Raw genomic sequence first — 16,056 nt, forward strand, 5'->3', positions numbered from 1 at the left:
CTGTAGGAGCGAAGCTTGCTCGCGAAGGCGGTGTGTCAGTCAACATTGATATCGACTGACACACCGCCTTCGCGGGCAAGCCTCGCTCCTACGGGTAATATGTGTCGAAAAATTTGCTTTCATTTAACCGCGGGTATATACACGCACCATGCTTCCTTCTCAATGTTTGTGTACCAACCTGCGTCGCGCCGCTCGTGGCGTCAGCAGGCATTACGACGGCGCCCTCGACGGCTTCGGGATCAACGTTGCCCAGTATTCTCTGCTGTGCAATCTGCAGCGTCTGGATCAGCCGAGCATCTCGTCGTTGGCCGAAGCCATGGGCCTGGATCGCAGCACGCTGGGGCGCAATCTGCGGGTGCTGGAGGGCGAAGGCCTGGTGACGCTGGTCGAGGGCGAAGACATGCGCAATCGCATTGTTCTGCTCACCGAGACAGGGCGCGAACGCCTGGCAGCGGCCTTGCCGGCCTGGGAAGCGGCGCAACAGCGGTTGATCGACCGTCTGGGTGCCGAGAAGCGTGAAATCTTGCTGAAACTGCTGGACGAACTGGCTTGAGGCCAGTTTGTTCGATCTTAAGCGGGTATATACCCGCTACCGGAGAACAAGAATGACATCGATGTGGCGTACATGCGGTTGGGTTCTGTTGGGGAGTGCGCTGATTCTGGCGTTGTCCCTGGGTGTGCGACACGGCTTCGGGCTGTTTCTGGCGCCCATGAGTGCCGAGTTCGGCTGGGGCCGCGAAGTATTTGCCTTCGCCATTGCTTTGCAGAACCTGATCTGGGGCCTGGCGCAGCCGTTCACTGGTGCTCTGGCCGACCGTTTTGGCGCTGCGAAAGTGGTGTTGATCGGTGGTGTTCTGTACGCCCTGGGTCTGGTGTTCATGGGGCTGTCTGATTCGGCAGTGACCTTGTCTTTGAGCGCCGGCCTATTGATCGGCATCGGTCTGTCCGGCACCTCGTTCTCGGTGATCCTCGGCGTGGTCGGCCGAGCCGTGCCACCGGAAAAGCGCAGCATGGGCATGGGGATCGCCAGCGCCGCCGGTTCTTTCGGTCAATTCGCCATGTTGCCCGGCACGCTGGGGCTGATCGGCTGGCTTGGCTGGTCCGCGGCATTGCTGGTGTTGGGCCTGGTGGTGGCGCTGATCGTGCCGCTGGTGAGCATGCTCAAGGACAAACCGCTGCCGGTTCTCGGGCACGAGCAAACCCTCTCTGAAGCGTTGCGCGAAGCCTGCTCCCATTCAGGATTCTGGCTGTTGGCGTTCGGCTTTTTTGTCTGCGGTTTTCAGGTGGTGTTCATTGGCGTGCACTTGCCGGCCTATCTGGTGGATCAACACTTGCCAGCCTCCGTCGGCACCACGGTGTTGGCGCTGATCGGGCTGTTCAATATCTTCGGTACCTATACCGCGGGCTGGCTTGGCGGGCGGATGTCCAAACCGCGCTTGCTCACCGGTCTGTATCTGTTGCGGGCGGTGGTGATTGTGCTGTTCCTCTGGGCGCCGGTTACTCAAGTCACGGCATATTTGTTCGGCATGGCCATGGGGTTCCTCTGGTTGTCGACGGTGCCCTTGACCAACGGCACGGTGGCGACCTTGTTCGGAGTACGAAATCTGTCCATGCTCGGTGGGATTGTTTTCCTCTTCCATCAGCTCGGCTCGTTCCTCGGCGGCTGGTTGGGCGGGGTGGTGTATGACCGAACCGGGAGTTATGACTTGATCTGGCAGGTGGCGATTCTCTTGAGTCTGGTGGCGGCAGCCCTGAACTGGCCGGTGCGCGAGCAGCCGGTGGCTCGTCTGCAAACCCGGATGAGTGCCATATGAACAGTCTCTGGCCGCGGATGGCTGCTATCGCCGTCGGCATATTGTTGCTGACCCTGGCATGGTGGGGCTGGCATCAGGGAGGCCTGGCATTGATGCAGTTGGGCATGGGTGCTTGCTAGCGAGCGGCGAAGGCGAGTAATTTCGTTTCCTGACGATTGTTCAAGGATGCACTGACATGCTGATGCGCTGGCTTGCAGTTCCCGCGTTGTTGATGGCCTTTACCGGATTGGCCCAAGCAGCAGAATGCCCGGAGTTGTTACAAGGCTCGTTGCCCAAGCTGCGCGCCAAGGAATCCATCGATCTGTGCCAGCGCTTCGCCGGCAAGCCGCTGGTGGTGGTCAATACCGCGAGCTTCTGTGGCTTCGCCCCACAGTTCAAAGGCCTTGAGGCGCTGTATCAGCGTTACAAGGATCAAGGGCTCGAAGTGGTCGGTGTTCCGTCCAATGACTTCAAGCAAGAGTCCAAGGATGGCGCAGAAACTGCCAAGGTCTGTTACGTGAACTACGGCGTAACTTTCACCATGACCGAACCGCAGAAAGTCCGCGGCAATGACGCAACGCATTTGTTCAAGGTTCTCTCTGAACAAAGCAGTTCGCCGAAATGGAATTTCTACAAGTATGTGGTCGATCGCCAAGGCAAAGTGATCGCCAATTTCTCCAGCCTGACCAAGCCGGATAATCCCGAGTTCATCGAGGCGGTGGAGAAAGCCCTGGGTTCGAAACCCTGATCGACGCGCACTAAAAAGCCCCGCCTCTGTATAAGAGCACGGGGCTTTTTCAATTCAGGCGGCGAGGCAGTCAAGCGCGCCGTGAATCATCAGAAACGGTAGGTCGCGCCAACACCGAAACCGTTCGCATAGTTTTCATACTCTGCGCTGTAGTTCTGACGGCCGTTGCTGTTGTTGACCTTGACCGATTCTTCGCGCAGGTACGAGTACGCTACGTCGATGGTCAGGTCGTCGGTCGGGCTCCAGCCGGCGCCCAGGCTGAAAATCTTGCGATCGCCTGTCGGGATGCGTGGGGAGCGGTCGACGTTGTTGGTCGGTGCCTGGTCGACGGACAGACCGGTACGCAGAACCCATTGCTTGTTCAGCTGATAGGACGCGCCGATGGCGTGAGCCCAGGTGTCGTGCCAGTTCTGTTCTTCGGTGATGGTGCCGAACTGGCCATTCAAAATGGTCGGCACGCCTTTGTTTTCGACGGTGATTTCTTTCAGGCGGCTCCAGCGAGTCCAGGTACTGCCTGCATAGAGGGTCCACTTGTCGTTCAGCGCATGAGTGACCGAGAAGTCGACCGATTCAGGCGTGGTTACGTCCAGCGAAGCGTCGTACTTCTGGCTTGGGTTCTGGCCCACCGCTGCGAGGACGTTGTAGTTGACCTTGGTGTCGCCTTCGAGCTTGTACTTCACTTTCGAGTGGTAAGTCAGGCCGACGCGCGTGCTGTCGGTGGCTTGAACCAGCACGCCGATGTTGTAGCCCAGCGCGGTGTCGTCGCCCTTGATTTTGACTTTGCCGTCCGGCGCGGCCTGGGTGATCGACAGGTTCGATTCCAGAGTCCCTTCAATGCGGTTGATGGTCGGACCGAAGCCGATAGACACCTTGTCGTTGAAGGCGTAGCTGACGGTCGGTTGCAAGGTGACGACTTTCACTTCGCTCTTGCTGCCGAAGTATTTGCCGGCGAAGCCGTTCTCGTAGTCGGTCACCAGGCCGAATGGAGCGTAGACGCCAAAACCGAATGCCCAGTGGTCATCGATTGGCTTTACGTAGTAGCCCATGGGCACGCCCATGAAAGGGACCATGTCACCTTTGTTGGTGCCACTATTCGGACTGGAGCTCGCATCACTGATATCAGCGTGCGCGTCGATAAATGCAACACCACCGGTCACTTGTTCGCGCTTGAGGCGAGACATGCCGGCAGGGTTGCCAAAAACTGTAGATGCGTCGTCGGCAGATGAAGATCGCCCGGCAAAACCTGTCCCCATACCGCTGATGCTTTGTTCGTTGAGGGCGAAACCACTTGCGAAGATTTGGGTGGATGCCATGGCAACGGCGAGGCTAAGGGTGGTTTTGAGCATTACTTTTTTCATTATTAGAACTCCTGGTGATCACCGGGGCGAAAATTACCAACATTTTCGTCCGGGCGCTATAGCCTGTAACGCTTGAGTTAGAGCTGTTTTGTAGGACAATCCGACCAAAATCGCGACCTGTTGGGCGATTTTCGGAAAGGGGTGGGTCAGCAGGCGACCTGATTCAACGATGAAACACAGGTTTGCCAGGCGTAGGTGAAATCTCGCAGACGACCTTGAGGCTGGAAAGTCTGGCGCCAGATTCGGGCCATTCCCAAAAGATCATCGGAGGCGGGGAGGGGAGTGTTCTGTTCTTCTACCAGCAGCCAGGCGATGGCAGTGGCGTAACGCAGGTTGACGGTCAATTCCAGATGCGGCCCGCTGAGAAAAGCATGCTGGCTGGCGAGGCCGCGGACCAGACTCGCTCGATCCGGGTCCAGGGCCAGATAGTGATCCCATAAGGCTTGATGGCGGGGTTCGGCGATTCGGTACAGGCCGTGGCCACGGCGGTCATGCAGGGCTGAACCGAGGGCTGATTGACTGGCGGCGATGCCCAGCAGCAGGGATTCGGCAGTTGCGCTATGGCGTCCGAGGTAGATCAACGTCGGACGGATCACATAACGACACAGTTCGCTGGCAGCGATTCCCATAAAGCCCTCGAAACCTGAAGTGGTCGGCGATACCTGAAAAGGGCCTTGGCAGCAGTGGAGTCGATTCAGGCTCGCCGGAAGCGGCTTAAGCCGCTTGAGTTGAAGTGTAGTGTCATTATTTCGCTGTAAAGGACTGTTTTTAAAATATTTCCGGCTTCGAGTTATAACCGTTATATCGGTTGGTGCTTAGCCGTAGGTCGCGAAATGAGAAATATCGGGCAATAAAAAGCCCCGCTTTTCAGCAGGGCTTTTGAGGTTTTTCAGCTTTTCTGGCGTCTCAGGCAACCAGTGCCTGGCGAGTACGCTCGATCACAGCCTGCAGCGGTTCCGCGCTGGAGTATTGATCTGGGTACAGGCGTTCGCTGTGACGAGCGATGCCGTGTTCGTTGACCAGAGTGAAGCTGAAGCAGCCTTTGCGAGCGGCCATGATCAGGCAATTCATTGGAGCAAAAGCGTTGGTTAGGGTGCGAATGGCATCCTGAGCGTGGATTTGAGTGGACATAATTGGTGTTCCTACAAGCGACACGGATAAGAACCGTGCAAAGTTAAAACGTTCCAGTGACGACGACCACCATTGGTCGAACGAAGAACCCGACTGGAACAAAGCAGCCAGTTTGAAGCGCTGATAAATTGGCGCGCTTGGGCTGGCAGGTAGGTACTTAGGAGGGCAGGCAACACATCAAGGGCAAAGGTTCTGGGCCCGGGGTGAAGATCCTGATCAATTTGCAGGCTGGTTCGGTCAGAGTAAGTGAGCTTGGCAACACCCTTTGCTTTCGATTCAAAGGCTGTGTTGGCGCAAGATTTACCTGGAAACCATCGAGGTGGTCGATCCCGTTTTATCGGTGGAGGCTTCTCTTAGGGAAGGCTGACCGGGGGATTTGTTCGACCAGAATTGACTTTCAGCTTGGTACTAACGCCGCGGATACTAACGGATTGAACTGCCGAAGGGAAGCCTGTTTGTAAAAAAGCGCTGAAGTGCCTCCCGGCAAGTCTCGGCCGAGCTGGCAAAAGAGCAGACCAGTGCCCCGCAATAGCCCAGAACCCGACCGTTGATCCGAGAGAACGATCGAGTCAGGATCGACCAGTGGCGCGGGTCGCTCGGGTTTATCCTCAGTTGTTACCGAAAAATGCGCCGAAAAAGCGCATCGATATAACCGCCTCGCAGGTACTTGTGCACATAAGTTGCGCGAACTGTCATCCCACTGTCATCCTTGCCTCAATGGGGGTGGGTGCCTGTAATGAAAATTTAAGTCAATGAAAAACATCGCTTTTTTTTACTGGTGAAAAAATCGTCAGTTTGACTGCGAGCCCCACCCCACACGGCTTTGCGCGAGTTCAAAGGCGGTTGTCCACTGAGTTATCCACAGCTTCTGTGGATTGTCCCAAGCGCTTGCTCTAGGACGGGCGTGCAGGCTTTTTTCGACTTTACCTGTACGAAAAAAAGAGTAGAGTGGCGCGCCTTCCGATCTGCCCCACAGTGCTTTATGAAGTTTCGCTCAGTACCAGTCCCTGCTACCTCTACAATCCCCAGTGTTACCCCACCCAAGCGCTTTTCGATGCGCGTGGCTGAGTGGTTACTCGACAGCCCGCGCCTGGGCGAAAACTCCAACGTCAAACACTTCGCTGGACGCTTGCTCAAGCAGCCTGCCCGTGAAGGCGTGGTGGCCGCGCAAAGCCGTCTCGGTCAGCTGATGTGCCGCGAATGCGGTAACGCCCGGGATCGTCGCATTGGCCAGGAGCTATTGCGTCAGGCCGCGCGTGCGGGCGACCGACGCGCGCAGCAGGAACTCGGCCTGAGCGAAGACTGAGCTGTCCAAGACCTGACGCCTTGGTTAACCTTCACGCTTTATCGAATGGGCAGGAGTGGCTATGGCGATGGACTTGACCAGCGCATTGCTGGGGCTGGCGGGCGCTGGGCTGCCGTTACTGGTATTGGCCTGGCAACTTCAGCGTCGGGCGAGTGCGGGACAGGCCGAGCTGGCGCTGCTGGAAGAGCGCCTTGCCATCGCCCAGCTGACGCAGGACGGCTTGAATGCTCAGCTTGACACCTGCCGTGATGAAATCGCCGACCTGAGCCAGGCCAACTCCGCCAAACAGGCCGACTTGGCCGCCGTGCGCCGTGAAGTCGAACTGCTCCAGATCGAACGCGACGACGCCCGCGACGCGGCCCACGCCTGGAACATCGAACGCGCCGGCAAAGAGGCTGAGTTGCGTCGTCTCGACGCCCAGACTGCCTCTCTTAACGCCGAGTTGCGCGAGCAGCAGGAAAGCCATCAGCAGCGCCTCAACGACCTGCAAGGCTCGCGAGACGAGTTACGTGCGCAATTCGCCGAGCTGGCGGGCAAGATCTTCGACGAACGTGAGCAGCGTTTTGCCGAAACCAGTCAGCAACGTTTGGGGCAGTTGCTCGATCCGTTGAAGGAGCGCATTCAGTCGTTCGAAAAACGCGTCGAGGAAAGTTATCAGGCTGAAGCCCGCGAGCGCTTTTCCCTGGCCAAGGAACTGGAACGGCTGCAACAACTGAACCTGCGCCTGAGCGACGAAGCCACTAACCTCACTCGTGCTTTGAAAGGGCAGAAAACCCAAGGCAACTGGGGCGAACTGATTCTCGAGCGGGTGCTTGAGCATGCGGGTCTGGAGAAGGGGCGTGAGTACCAGACCCAAGTCAATCTCAAGGGGCCGGACGGTGAGCGTTTCCAGCCGGATGTGATTATTTACCTGCCCGGCGACAAACAGGTTGTGGTCGATTCCAAAGTCAGCCTCACGGCCTATCAGCAATATGTGGCGGCCGAGGACGATGCCATCAGCCAGATCGCCATCAAGCAGCATGTGCTTTCACTGCGCAGTCACGTCAAAGGCCTGGCCGGCAAGGACTACAAGCGGCTTGACGGCCTGCACAGCCTGGATTTCGTTCTGCTTTTCGTTCCGATCGAAGCGGCGTTTTCTGCAGCGTTGCAAGCTGAGCCGACGCTGTTTCAGGAGGCATTCGACCGCAATATCGTGATCGTCAGCCCGACCACGTTGCTGGCCACCTTGCGCGTCATCGACAGCCTGTGGAAGCAGGAGCGCCAGAGCCAGAACGCCCGGGAAATCGCCGAGCGCGCCGGTTGGCTGTACGACAAGTTCGTGTTGTTCATTCAGGATCTGGATGAAGTCGGCAGTCGCTTGCAGCAACTGGACAAAGCCTACAGCTCTGCACGCAATAAGCTGACTGAAGGCCGCGGTAACCTGGTCAGTCGCAGCGAGCAGCTCAAGTTGCTCGGCGCGCGGGCCAGTAAGAGCTTGCCGGCGGACCTGTTGGAGCGGGCGATGACGGATGTCGATGGCTTGGCCGAGCTGCCCGAATAAGATCAAAAGATCGCAGCCTTCGGCAGCTCCTACATGGAATGTGAACCCCTGTAGGAGCTGCCGAAGGCTGCGATCTTTTCGAAGGCAATACAGACCTATCATTCCCCTACAACGGCAAATGCCGACTCAACAACGCCCGCAACGCCGCCGGTTTCACCGGTTTGGCCAGGTAATCCAGGCCCGCCGCATGCACTTGGGCCACCGTCTCCGGCCGGCCATCGGCACTGATCACCACCCCCGGCACCGGCTCGCCCAATTGCGTGCGTAACCACGCCATCAACTCGGTCCCGGTCTCGCCATCGTCCAGGTGATAATCCACCAGCGCCAATTGCGGACGCATCCCATCGCCGAGCAGCGTCGCGCATTCATCTCGGTTGCGCGCGGTCCAGACCTGACAGCCCCAGCGCGTGAGCAAACTGTTCATGCCGATCAGGATGCTGTCTTCGTTATCGATACACAGCACCTGCGCGCCGCTGAGCAAATGGCCATTGAGTTCAGCAAGCTTGGCCAGCGTCGCGGTTTGTGCCCCCGCCAACGGTACGCTGACACTGAACACGCTGCCGCGACCCGGCCAGGAACGCACGCGCAAGGGATGACCCAGCACGCGACACAGCCCGTCGGCAATCGCCAGGCCCAGGCCCAGGCCTTTCTCGGCCCGGGTCTGGTGGCTGTCGAGGCGTTTGAACTCTTCGAAAATCACCTGCAATTTGTCTTCCGGAATGCCCGGGCCACGGTCCCAGACTTCCAGACACAGCTCGCCGTTGCGTCGCCGAACGCCGAGCAGCACCGGGCCTTTGGCATAGCGGAAAGAATTGGTCAGGAAGTTCTGCAAAATCCTTCGTAGCAGTTTGATGTCACTGTCGACCCGTAACGCGCTGCCCCGAACACGGAATTTCAGGCCCTGTTCCTGCGCCAGAGCCTTGAACTCGGCGCCCAGCGTATGGAATAAATCATTGAGCTCGAAGGGTTTGCGGTCAGGGTTGATCTTGCCGTTTTCCAGGCGAGAAATGTCCAGCAGGTCGCTGATCAGATCCTCGGCCGAGCGCAGTGAACTGTCCAGGTGATGAACCAGTTTCCGGGCTTCACCGGATAAATTTTCTTCCTGGTGGGAGAGGGCAGCAGAGAACAGCCGCGCAGCGTTCAGCGGTTGCATCAAGTCATGGCTGACAGCGGCCAGGAAACGGGTTTTCGACTGGTTCGCCGATTCGGCGGTGCCCTTGGCTTCGGTCAGGGCAACGTTGAGTTGCGACAGCTCGTGGGTCCGTTCGGTGACCCGTTGCTCGAGGCCTTCGTTCGCTTCGGTCAGCGCCTGCTCGGCCTCGCGGAACGCGGTGATGTCGGTGAAGCTCATGACGAAACCGCCGCCGGGCATCGGGTTACCGATCAGCTCGATCACTCGACCATTGGGGAACAACCGTTCGGAGGTATGGGCCCGGCCCTGACGCATCCAGTGCAAGCGGCGGGCGACATGCACTTCCGCTTCGCCGGGGCCACACAGACCGCGCTCGGCGTTGTAGCGAATGATGTCGGCAATCGGCCGGCCCACGCTGATCAAACCGTCGGGGTAGTTGAAGAGTTCAAGGTAGCGCCGGTTCCAGGCCACCAGTTTCAGCGACTGGTCGACCACGCTGATGCCTTGGGTAATATTTTCGATGGCGCCTTGCAGCAAGGCGCGGTTGAACTGCAGTACCTCTGAAGTTTCGTCAGCGATCCGCACGACATCCTCGAGTTGCATTTCCCGACCTTCGATGGCGGCTTTTACCACTGCCCGCGTCGAAGATGCGCCAAGGACACCGGCCAGCAAGCGTTCGGTATGGGCGATCCATTCACCATCTGCGTTCTGGGTCGGGTTGAAGCCTTTGCCTTGACGGTAGGCGAAACGGATGAAGCTCTGACGAGCGCGTTCTTCGCCGACAAAACGGGCGGCCAGTTGCAGCAAGTCGTTGATCTGTACCGCCAGCATCGAACGGGCGCTGGGGCGGGCGCTGATTTCCTGGCCGATGAAGCGGCCGGCCTGCCAGTGCTCCGAAACCCGCGTGCGTGACAGTAGCGAGACCCAGGCGAACAAGGTGAAGTTGCCCGCCAGCGACAGCACCACGCCTTGAGTCAGCGGCGTGATCGGCAGGTTCAACGGGTTGCCTTGCAGCCAGGCCAGCCCCGGAAAACCGCTCAGGGGCAAGCCGAGACTCTTGGCGGCGATCGGCAACACCAACGTGTAGAACCAGAGGAACGTGCCGGCGGCCAGCCCGGCAAACACCCCGCGACGGTTAGCCTGTTTCCAGTACAGCGCGCCGAGCATGGCCGGGGCCAGTTGGGTCACGGCGGCGAAGGCGATCTGGCCGATGGTCGCAAGGCTTGCGGTCGAGCCCAGCAGGCGATAGCTGACGTACGCCAGCAGCAGAATGACCACGATGCTCACCCGACGCACCGAGAGCATCCACTGGCGAAACACTTCGAACGGCCGCTCGGCGTTGTTGCGTCGCAACAACCATGGCAACAACATGTCGTTTGATACCATGGTCGACAGCGCCACACTGGCTACGATCACCATCCCGGTCGCCGCCGAAGCGCCGCCGATAAACGCCAGCATCGCCAGGGCAGGGTGAGATTGGGCCAACGGGAGACTGATGACGAATGAGTCCGGCAGCACCGAACTGGGCAGCAACATCTGACCGGCCAGCGCGATCGGCACGACAAACAACGCCGCCAGCGCCAGATAGGCCGGGAACACCCACTTGGCCAAACGCAGGTCCTGGGGATCGATGTTTTCCACCACGGTCACATGGAACTGCCGGGGCAGGCAGATGATCGCCATCATCGCCACGCCGGTTTGCACCACCATAGACGGCCAGTTGATGGTTTCTTTCCAGTACGCCTCGAGACGCGGGGCGAGCATGGCCTGATCGAACAGGTCGTCGAAACCGTCGTACAGGCCGTAAGTCACGAACGCGCCGACCGCGAGAAAAGCGAACAGCTTGACCAATGATTCAAAGGCAATCGCCAGCACCATGCCGCGGTGGTGTTCCGTGGCGTCGAGGTTGCGGGTACCGAAAACAATGGTGAACAGCGCGAGCACCAGCGACACAATCAGGGCCGTGTCCTGCGCGCGTGTGCCCATGGCGTCGGCACCGGCGCCGATCAGCAGGTTCACGCCCAGCACGATGCCCTTGAGCTGCAAGGCGATGTACGGCAGCACGCCGACCAGACAGATCAGCGCCACCACCACCGCCAGCGACTGGGATTTGCCGTAACGGGCGGCGATGAAGTCAGCGATGGAGGTGATGTTCTCCTGTTTGCTGATCATCACCATTTTTTGCAGAACCCACGGCGCGCCCACCAGCAGCAGGATCGGCCCGAGGTAGATCGGCAGGAATGACCAGAGTTGTTCGGCTGCCTGGCCCACGGCGCCAAAAAATGTCCAACTGGTGCAGTAAACGGCCAGCGACAAGCTGTACACCCAGGCACGCACCCGTGGCGGCAACGGTGTGCTGCGACGGTCGCCGTAAAAGGCGATAGCGAACAGGATGGCCATATAGGCCAGGGCGACGGTGGCGATCAGCCCGATGGACAGCGACATGGGAACTCCAGACAAAAGACATCCGGGACGCCCGCCCGGTCAAGACAGTCTCGCATGACCGCTTGAGTTAGTCAGTGTCGACCAAGGTCGTGGCGTGGCGGGGTGTCGCAGGTTGTATATCAGTCAGATATCGGTCTTGTCGGGCCTCTTCGCGGGCAAGCCTCGCTCCTACAGGATTTAAATAGACCTGTAGGAGCGAGGCTTGCCCGCGAAGGCGGCGTTACTGACTCAACGCAATATCGATCAATCGATACAGCCCGTCAAAGGCTATGGCGTCGATGTCCGATGATCGTTAGCCTTGGCGTTGCCATTCATTTCGACGGACCGACCCATGAAGATCATCCGCAGCAAATCTTTCATCGGTGACCGCGCCTGGGCGGCGCTGGATATTGCCAACATGAATGGCATCACCACCCGTTTGCACTGGACCGATCAGCCCTATAAATGGCACATCAACGACGGTCAGGAAGTGTTCGTGGTGCTCGATGGGCAGGTGCAGATGCGTTATCGCGAACAAGGCCTGGAAAAGGAAACGTTACTCGAAGTCGGCGATATCTTTTATGCCTCGGTGGGCACCGAGCATGTGGCTCATCCGCTGGGTGTGGCGTGGATATTAGTGGTCGAGACTGAAGGCAGCATCTGATGTAATATCTGCAAAACAGATAACAGTTAGAGATATTACCCGTTATATCGATATTCGATTCGGATTTACCATGAGCTCCACCTCACGAGAGGACAGGAGTTCACCATGACCTGCACCCATAGCGTTAAACCCGGTATCAAACCGCTCAGTCATTTGCAGCACCCCCGAGAGGCCATCCGCCAATTCACCCCCAATTGGTTCGCGGCGACCATGGGCACGGGTGTCTTGGCGCTGGCGCTGGCGCAACTACCGGTGTCGACTCCCGGTCTGCATGCGTTTGCCGAAGGCTTGTGGCTATTCAACATCGCTTTGTTTGTGGTGTTCACGGCCATGTATGCCGCCCGTTGGGTCATGTTCTTCGACGAGGCGCGGCGGATTTTCGGGCACTCCACGGTTTCGATGTTTTTCGGCACCATTCCCATGGGCCTTGCGACCATCATCAATGGCTTTCTGGTATTCGGTTTGCCGCGTTGGGGCGATGAAGTGATTCATCTCGCCGAAGTGTTGTGGTGGCTGGACGTGGCGATGTCGCTGGCTTGCGGCGTACTGATTCCCTACATGATGTTCACCCGTCAGGAGCACAGCATCGACCAGATGACCGCCGTCTGGCTGTTGCCGGTGGTGGCGGCGGAAGTGGCGGCTGCCAGCGGTGGCTTGCTGGCGCCGCACCTGGCCGATGCTCATTCACAACTGGTGGTGTTAGTGACCAGCTATGTGCTCTGGGCCTTTTCCCTGCCGGTGGCGTTCAGCATTCTGACGATCCTGTTGCTGCGCATGGCGTTGCATAAATTGCCCCACGAAAACATGGCTGCCTCGAGCTGGCTGGCCCTTGGGCCGATTGGCACCGGGGCGCTGGGCATGTTGCTGTTGGGCGCCGACGCGCCAGCTATCTTTGCCGCCAACGGTCTGCCGGGTATCGGTGAAATCGCCGCTGGGCTTGGTTTGGTGGCCGGCATCACGCTGTGGGGCTTCGGGCTCTGGTGGATGCTGATAGCGCTGTTGATCACCGTGCGTTACTTGCGCGCCGGCATCCCGTTCAACCTCGGCTGGTGGGGTTTCACTTTCCCGCTGGGTGTCTATTCACTGGCTACGCTGAAACTGGCCAACACCTTGAACCTGACGTTTTTCAGTGTCTTTGGTTGCGTGTTGGTGGCAATGCTGGCGGTGATGTGGCTGATAGTCGCCAAGCGTACGGTGCAGGGCGCATGGCGAGGTGAGCTGTTTGTCTCACCGTGCATTGCAGGATTAAAGAAATAAGGGGCAAAGATTAGGTAATCTGTGGCCTGGATCGACGTCCGACATTTCAATAACAGTATCCACGCCACTCTTTGTCTACTCTTCACCCAAAATCAGGGACACATGGAAGATGAGTCACCCCTCACAGTTCACCTTGCTTCGCACTCGGCGCTTCCTGCCGTTTTTTATCACGCAGTCGCTTGGGGCATTCAACGACAACATCTTCAAGCAGTCGCTGATCCTCGCCATTTTGTACCGGCTGACCATCGAGGGTGACCGTTCGATCTGGGTCAACCTGTGTGCGTTGCTGTTTATCTTGCCGTTTTTCCTGTTCTCGGCCCTGGCCGGGCAGTTCGGGGAAAAGTTCGCCAAGGACGCACTGATCCGTCTGATCAAGCTCGGCGAAATCGTCATCATGGCGGTGGGGGCGGTCGGTTTCATGTTCGATCACCTGTCACTGATGCTGGTGGCGCTGTTCGCCATGGGCACCCACTCGGCGCTGTTCGGGCCGGTGAAGTACTCGATCCTCCCGCAGGCCTTGCGCGAAGAAGAGCTGGTGGGCGGCAACGGTCTGGTGGAAATGGGCACCTTCCTGGCGATTCTCGCCGGGACGATTGGTGCCGGGATCATGATGTCCACCAGCAACTACGCGCCGGTCGTGTCGACGGCAATCATCGGGATCGCGGTGCTCGGTTACCTGGCCAGCCGCAGCATTCCCCGAGCCGCGGCGGCATCGCCGGAAATGCGTTTGAACTGGAACATCTTCAGCCAGTCCTGGGCCACCTTGAAGCTGGGCCTTGGGCAAACCCCTGCGGTATCGCGTTCGATCGTCGGCAACTCATGGTTCTGGTTTGTCGGCGCGATTTATCTGACGCAGATCCCGGCGTATGCCAAGGAATGGATGCACGGCGACGAGACTGTGGTGACGCTGATTCTTACGGTGTTCTCGGTCGGTATCGCACTGGGCTCGATGCTCTGCGAGAAACTCTCCGGGCGCAAAGTCGAGATCGGTCTGGTGCCGTTTGGCTCATTCGGCCTGACGGTGTTTGGCCTGTTGCTGTGGTGGCATTCCGGCGGAATTCCGGACAGCGTTGCCGGCCATGGCTGGATTGAAGTCCTGGGATTTGGTCACGCCTGGCTGGTGTTGATCGACATCCTCGGGCTTGGGATCTTCGGCGGTTTCTACATCGTGCCGCTGTATGCGCTGATCCAGTCGCGTACCGTCGAGAACGAGCGTGCGCGGGTGATCGCCGCCAACAACATTCTCAACGCCCTGTTCATGGTGGTCTCGGCCATTGTGTCGATCGTCTTGTTGAGCTTCGCCAAGCTGTCGATCCCGCAGCTGTTCCTGGTGGTGTCGCTGTTGAACATCGGCGTCAACGCTTACATCTTCAAAATCGTCCCCGAGTTCAGCATGCGCTTCATGATCTGGCTGCTTGGCCATTCCATGTACCGCGTCGAGCATCGCAACCTGGAACTGATTCCCGATGAGGGCGCGGCATTGCTGGTTTGCAACCATGTGTCGTTCGTCGACGCGTTGCTGATTGGCGGTGCAGTGCGTCGGCCGATTCGCTTTGTGATGTATTACAAAATCTACAACCTGCCGGTCCTGAACTTCATCTTTCGCACCGCCGGGACAATTCCGATCGCGGGGCGTCAGGAAGATATTCAGATCTACGAAAAAGCCTTCACCCGCATCGCCCAGTATCTGAAGGACGGCGAACTGGTATGCATTTTCCCTGAAGGCAAGTTGACCGCCGATGGCGAGATCAACGAGTTCAAGGGTGGGTTGACGCGGATTCTCGAAGAATCGCCGGTGCCGGTGATTCCGCTGGCGTTGCAGGGATTGTGGGGGAGTTTCTTCAGCCGTGATCCGGACAAGGGCCTGTTTCGCAGGCTGTGGTCGCGGGTGACCCTGGTGGCGGGGCCGGCGGTGGCCGTTGAAGTGGCTGAACCGGCGACATTGCAAGGGTTGGTGGGGGAGTTGCGTGGGGCCGTTAGATAGTCGGTGATCGGGCGGGCCTCTTCGCGGGCAAGCCTCGCTCCTACAGGTTTTTGTGTTGTGCCATATATTTGGACACACCACCACCCCCTGTAGGAGCGAGGCTTGCTCGCGAAAGCGGTAGTGGCCTAAGCGCTAACCTTGAGCCCAACCAACCCGGCAATGATCAACGCCACACTGGCCAGCCGAAACAGCGCCATGGATTCGCCAAACAAAATGATCCCGGCGATCACGGTGCCCACCGCACCCACGCCAGTCCAGACCGCGTAAGCCGTGCCCAGCGGCAATTCCTTCATGGCAAGGCCCAGCAGGCCAAGGCTGATCACCATGGCGGCAATGGTCAGTGCGGTAGGAATAGGGCGGCTGAAGCCGTCGGTGTATTTCAGGCCGACGGCCCAGCCGACTTCGAACAGACCCGCAAAAAACAGAATGATCCAGGACATTAGAGACCTCATCGATGGATGGGGTCGTCCCCGGATTGATCACTCGATCGAGCCGCGAGGTCGTCCCCGCGTTGGGCAATAGAGTGCCCATCATTAACCCGAGGATCAAGTTTTCGGCTTAATCCGCCGCCTGCTGAGCAGCGGTTTGCCGGTCTTCTTTCTCGCTCATGCGACGGAGCCGATGAACCAGGTCGGTTGCAGATCATCAATGTGGGAGCTGGCTTGCCTGCGATGGCGGCGTGTCAGACTACATTTAAGCCGTCTGACACGCCGCCATCG

General features: G+C 58.6%; 14 protein-coding genes. 9 read left to right on the forward strand and 5 right to left on the reverse strand.

Annotated features, from left to right (window positions below):
* Positions 1-148 precede the first annotated feature (148 nt).
* Genes NHU87_RS27980 through NHU87_RS27990 form a run of 4 tightly spaced genes read left to right on the forward strand, consistent with a single transcriptional unit; the run spans position 149 to position 2,541 of the window.
* Positions 149-553 carry a MarR family winged helix-turn-helix transcriptional regulator gene (locus NHU87_RS27980; RefSeq protein ID WP_095051845.1) on the forward strand — a complete coding sequence of 135 codons (405 nt, stop codon included), beginning with the start codon at positions 149-151 and terminating at the stop codon, positions 551-553.
* 52 nt (positions 554-605) lie between these two features.
* Positions 606-1,814 (forward strand): MFS transporter, encoded by a 1,209-nt coding sequence (locus NHU87_RS27985; RefSeq protein WP_253554985.1) that lies wholly within the window; start codon positions 606-608, stop codon positions 1,812-1,814.
* Positions 1,811-1,933, forward strand: coding sequence for a hypothetical protein (locus tag NHU87_RS28445; RefSeq protein WP_301271599.1), 123 nt, complete (start codon positions 1,811-1,813; stop codon positions 1,931-1,933). The genes NHU87_RS27985 and NHU87_RS28445 overlap by 4 nt, the downstream gene beginning before the upstream one ends.
* 56 nt (positions 1,934-1,989) lie before the next feature.
* Complete coding sequence (locus NHU87_RS27990; RefSeq protein ID WP_253554996.1) at positions 1,990-2,541, forward strand: glutathione peroxidase; 552 nt, start codon at positions 1,990-1,992, stop codon at positions 2,539-2,541.
* Between the two features lie 89 nt (positions 2,542-2,630).
* Here NHU87_RS27990 and NHU87_RS27995 read toward each other — a convergent pair whose 3' ends face one another.
* The 3 genes from NHU87_RS27995 to NHU87_RS28005 form a co-directional block, all read right to left on the reverse strand.
* Complete coding sequence (locus NHU87_RS27995) at positions 2,631-3,899, reverse strand: OmpP1/FadL family transporter (protein ID WP_253554998.1); 1,269 nt, start codon at positions 3,897-3,899, stop codon at positions 2,631-2,633.
* A 146-nt stretch (positions 3,900-4,045) separates the two neighbouring features.
* Positions 4,046-4,528: a hypothetical protein gene (locus NHU87_RS28000; protein WP_038979731.1), complete on the reverse strand. Its 483-nt coding sequence runs from the start codon at positions 4,526-4,528 to the stop codon at positions 4,046-4,048.
* A 277-nt stretch (positions 4,529-4,805) separates the two neighbouring features.
* Positions 4,806-5,030: a hypothetical protein gene (locus NHU87_RS28005; RefSeq protein WP_003204606.1), complete on the reverse strand. Its 225-nt coding sequence runs from the start codon at positions 5,028-5,030 to the stop codon at positions 4,806-4,808.
* Positions 5,031-6,012: 982 nt separating this feature from the next.
* Here NHU87_RS28005 and NHU87_RS28010 point away from each other — a divergent pair.
* Both NHU87_RS28010 and rmuC read left to right on the forward strand, forming a co-directional pair.
* A complete protein-coding gene (locus NHU87_RS28010; protein ID WP_253555000.1) occupies positions 6,013-6,336 on the forward strand; it encodes a sel1 repeat family protein in 324 nt (107 codons plus the stop codon).
* Positions 6,337-6,511: 175 nt separating this feature from the next.
* Complete coding sequence (gene rmuC, locus NHU87_RS28015; protein ID WP_253555028.1) at positions 6,512-7,876, forward strand: DNA recombination protein RmuC; 1,365 nt, start codon at positions 6,512-6,514, stop codon at positions 7,874-7,876.
* 106 nt (positions 7,877-7,982) lie between these two features.
* On the opposite strand, the gene NHU87_RS28020 is transcribed toward rmuC, so the two are convergent.
* Positions 7,983-11,453: a hybrid sensor histidine kinase/response regulator gene (locus NHU87_RS28020; RefSeq protein ID WP_253555003.1), complete on the reverse strand. Its 3,471-nt coding sequence runs from the start codon at positions 11,451-11,453 to the stop codon at positions 7,983-7,985.
* Between the two features lie 331 nt (positions 11,454-11,784).
* Here NHU87_RS28020 and NHU87_RS28025 point away from each other — a divergent pair, with 331 nt between their 5' ends.
* The 3 genes from NHU87_RS28025 to NHU87_RS28035 all read left to right on the forward strand — a co-directional run bounded on the left by NHU87_RS28025 (position 11,785) and on the right by NHU87_RS28035 (position 15,337).
* Positions 11,785-12,096 (forward strand): cupin, encoded by a 312-nt coding sequence (locus tag NHU87_RS28025; protein ID WP_253555006.1) that lies wholly within the window; start codon positions 11,785-11,787, stop codon positions 12,094-12,096.
* 105 nt (positions 12,097-12,201) lie between these two features.
* Positions 12,202-13,353: a TDT family transporter gene (locus tag NHU87_RS28030; RefSeq protein WP_253555009.1), complete on the forward strand. Its 1,152-nt coding sequence runs from the start codon at positions 12,202-12,204 to the stop codon at positions 13,351-13,353.
* 109 nt (positions 13,354-13,462) lie between these two features.
* Positions 13,463-15,337: an MFS transporter gene (locus NHU87_RS28035; protein WP_253555012.1), complete on the forward strand. Its 1,875-nt coding sequence runs from the start codon at positions 13,463-13,465 to the stop codon at positions 15,335-15,337.
* A gap of 125 nt (positions 15,338-15,462) precedes the next feature.
* Here NHU87_RS28035 and sugE read toward each other — a convergent pair whose 3' ends face one another.
* Positions 15,463-15,777 (reverse strand): quaternary ammonium compound efflux SMR transporter SugE, encoded by a 315-nt coding sequence (gene sugE / locus NHU87_RS28040; RefSeq protein WP_253555016.1) that lies wholly within the window; start codon positions 15,775-15,777, stop codon positions 15,463-15,465.
* Between the last annotated feature and the right edge of the window lie 279 nt (positions 15,778-16,056).

This window comes from Pseudomonas mandelii, assembly GCF_024138395.1.
In the GTDB taxonomy this organism is placed as follows: Bacteria; Pseudomonadota; Gammaproteobacteria; order Pseudomonadales; family Pseudomonadaceae; genus Aquipseudomonas; species Aquipseudomonas mandelii_E.

Bases quoted from the DNA above. Each gene is read 5' to 3' on its own strand.
- NHU87_RS28030 (WP_253555009.1), top strand. From the start codon at position 12,202: ATGACCTGCACCCATAGCGTTAAACCCGGTATCAAACCGCTCAGTCAT.
- NHU87_RS28445 (WP_301271599.1), top strand. From the start codon at position 1,811: ATGAACAGTCTCTGGCCGCGGATGGCTGCTATCGCCGTCGGCATATTG.
- NHU87_RS28035 (WP_253555012.1), top strand. From the start codon at position 13,463: ATGAGTCACCCCTCACAGTTCACCTTGCTTCGCACTCGGCGCTTCCTG.
- NHU87_RS27985 (WP_253554985.1), top strand. From the start codon at position 606: ATGACATCGATGTGGCGTACATGCGGTTGGGTTCTGTTGGGGAGTGCG.
- NHU87_RS28005 (WP_003204606.1), bottom strand. From the start codon at position 5,030: ATGTCCACTCAAATCCACGCTCAGGATGCCATTCGCACCCTAACCAAC.
- NHU87_RS27980 (WP_095051845.1), top strand. From the start codon at position 149: ATGCTTCCTTCTCAATGTTTGTGTACCAACCTGCGTCGCGCCGCTCGT.
- NHU87_RS27995 (WP_253554998.1), bottom strand. From the start codon at position 3,899: ATGAAAAAAGTAATGCTCAAAACCACCCTTAGCCTCGCCGTTGCCATG.
- NHU87_RS27990 (WP_253554996.1), top strand. From the start codon at position 1,990: ATGCTGATGCGCTGGCTTGCAGTTCCCGCGTTGTTGATGGCCTTTACC.
- NHU87_RS28020 (WP_253555003.1), bottom strand. From the start codon at position 11,453: ATGTCGCTGTCCATCGGGCTGATCGCCACCGTCGCCCTGGCCTATATG.
- NHU87_RS28000 (WP_038979731.1), bottom strand. From the start codon at position 4,528: ATGGGAATCGCTGCCAGCGAACTGTGTCGTTATGTGATCCGTCCGACG.
- NHU87_RS28010 (WP_253555000.1), top strand. From the start codon at position 6,013: ATGAAGTTTCGCTCAGTACCAGTCCCTGCTACCTCTACAATCCCCAGT.
- NHU87_RS28025 (WP_253555006.1), top strand. From the start codon at position 11,785: ATGAAGATCATCCGCAGCAAATCTTTCATCGGTGACCGCGCCTGGGCG.
- sugE (WP_253555016.1), bottom strand. From the start codon at position 15,777: ATGTCCTGGATCATTCTGTTTTTTGCGGGTCTGTTCGAAGTCGGCTGG.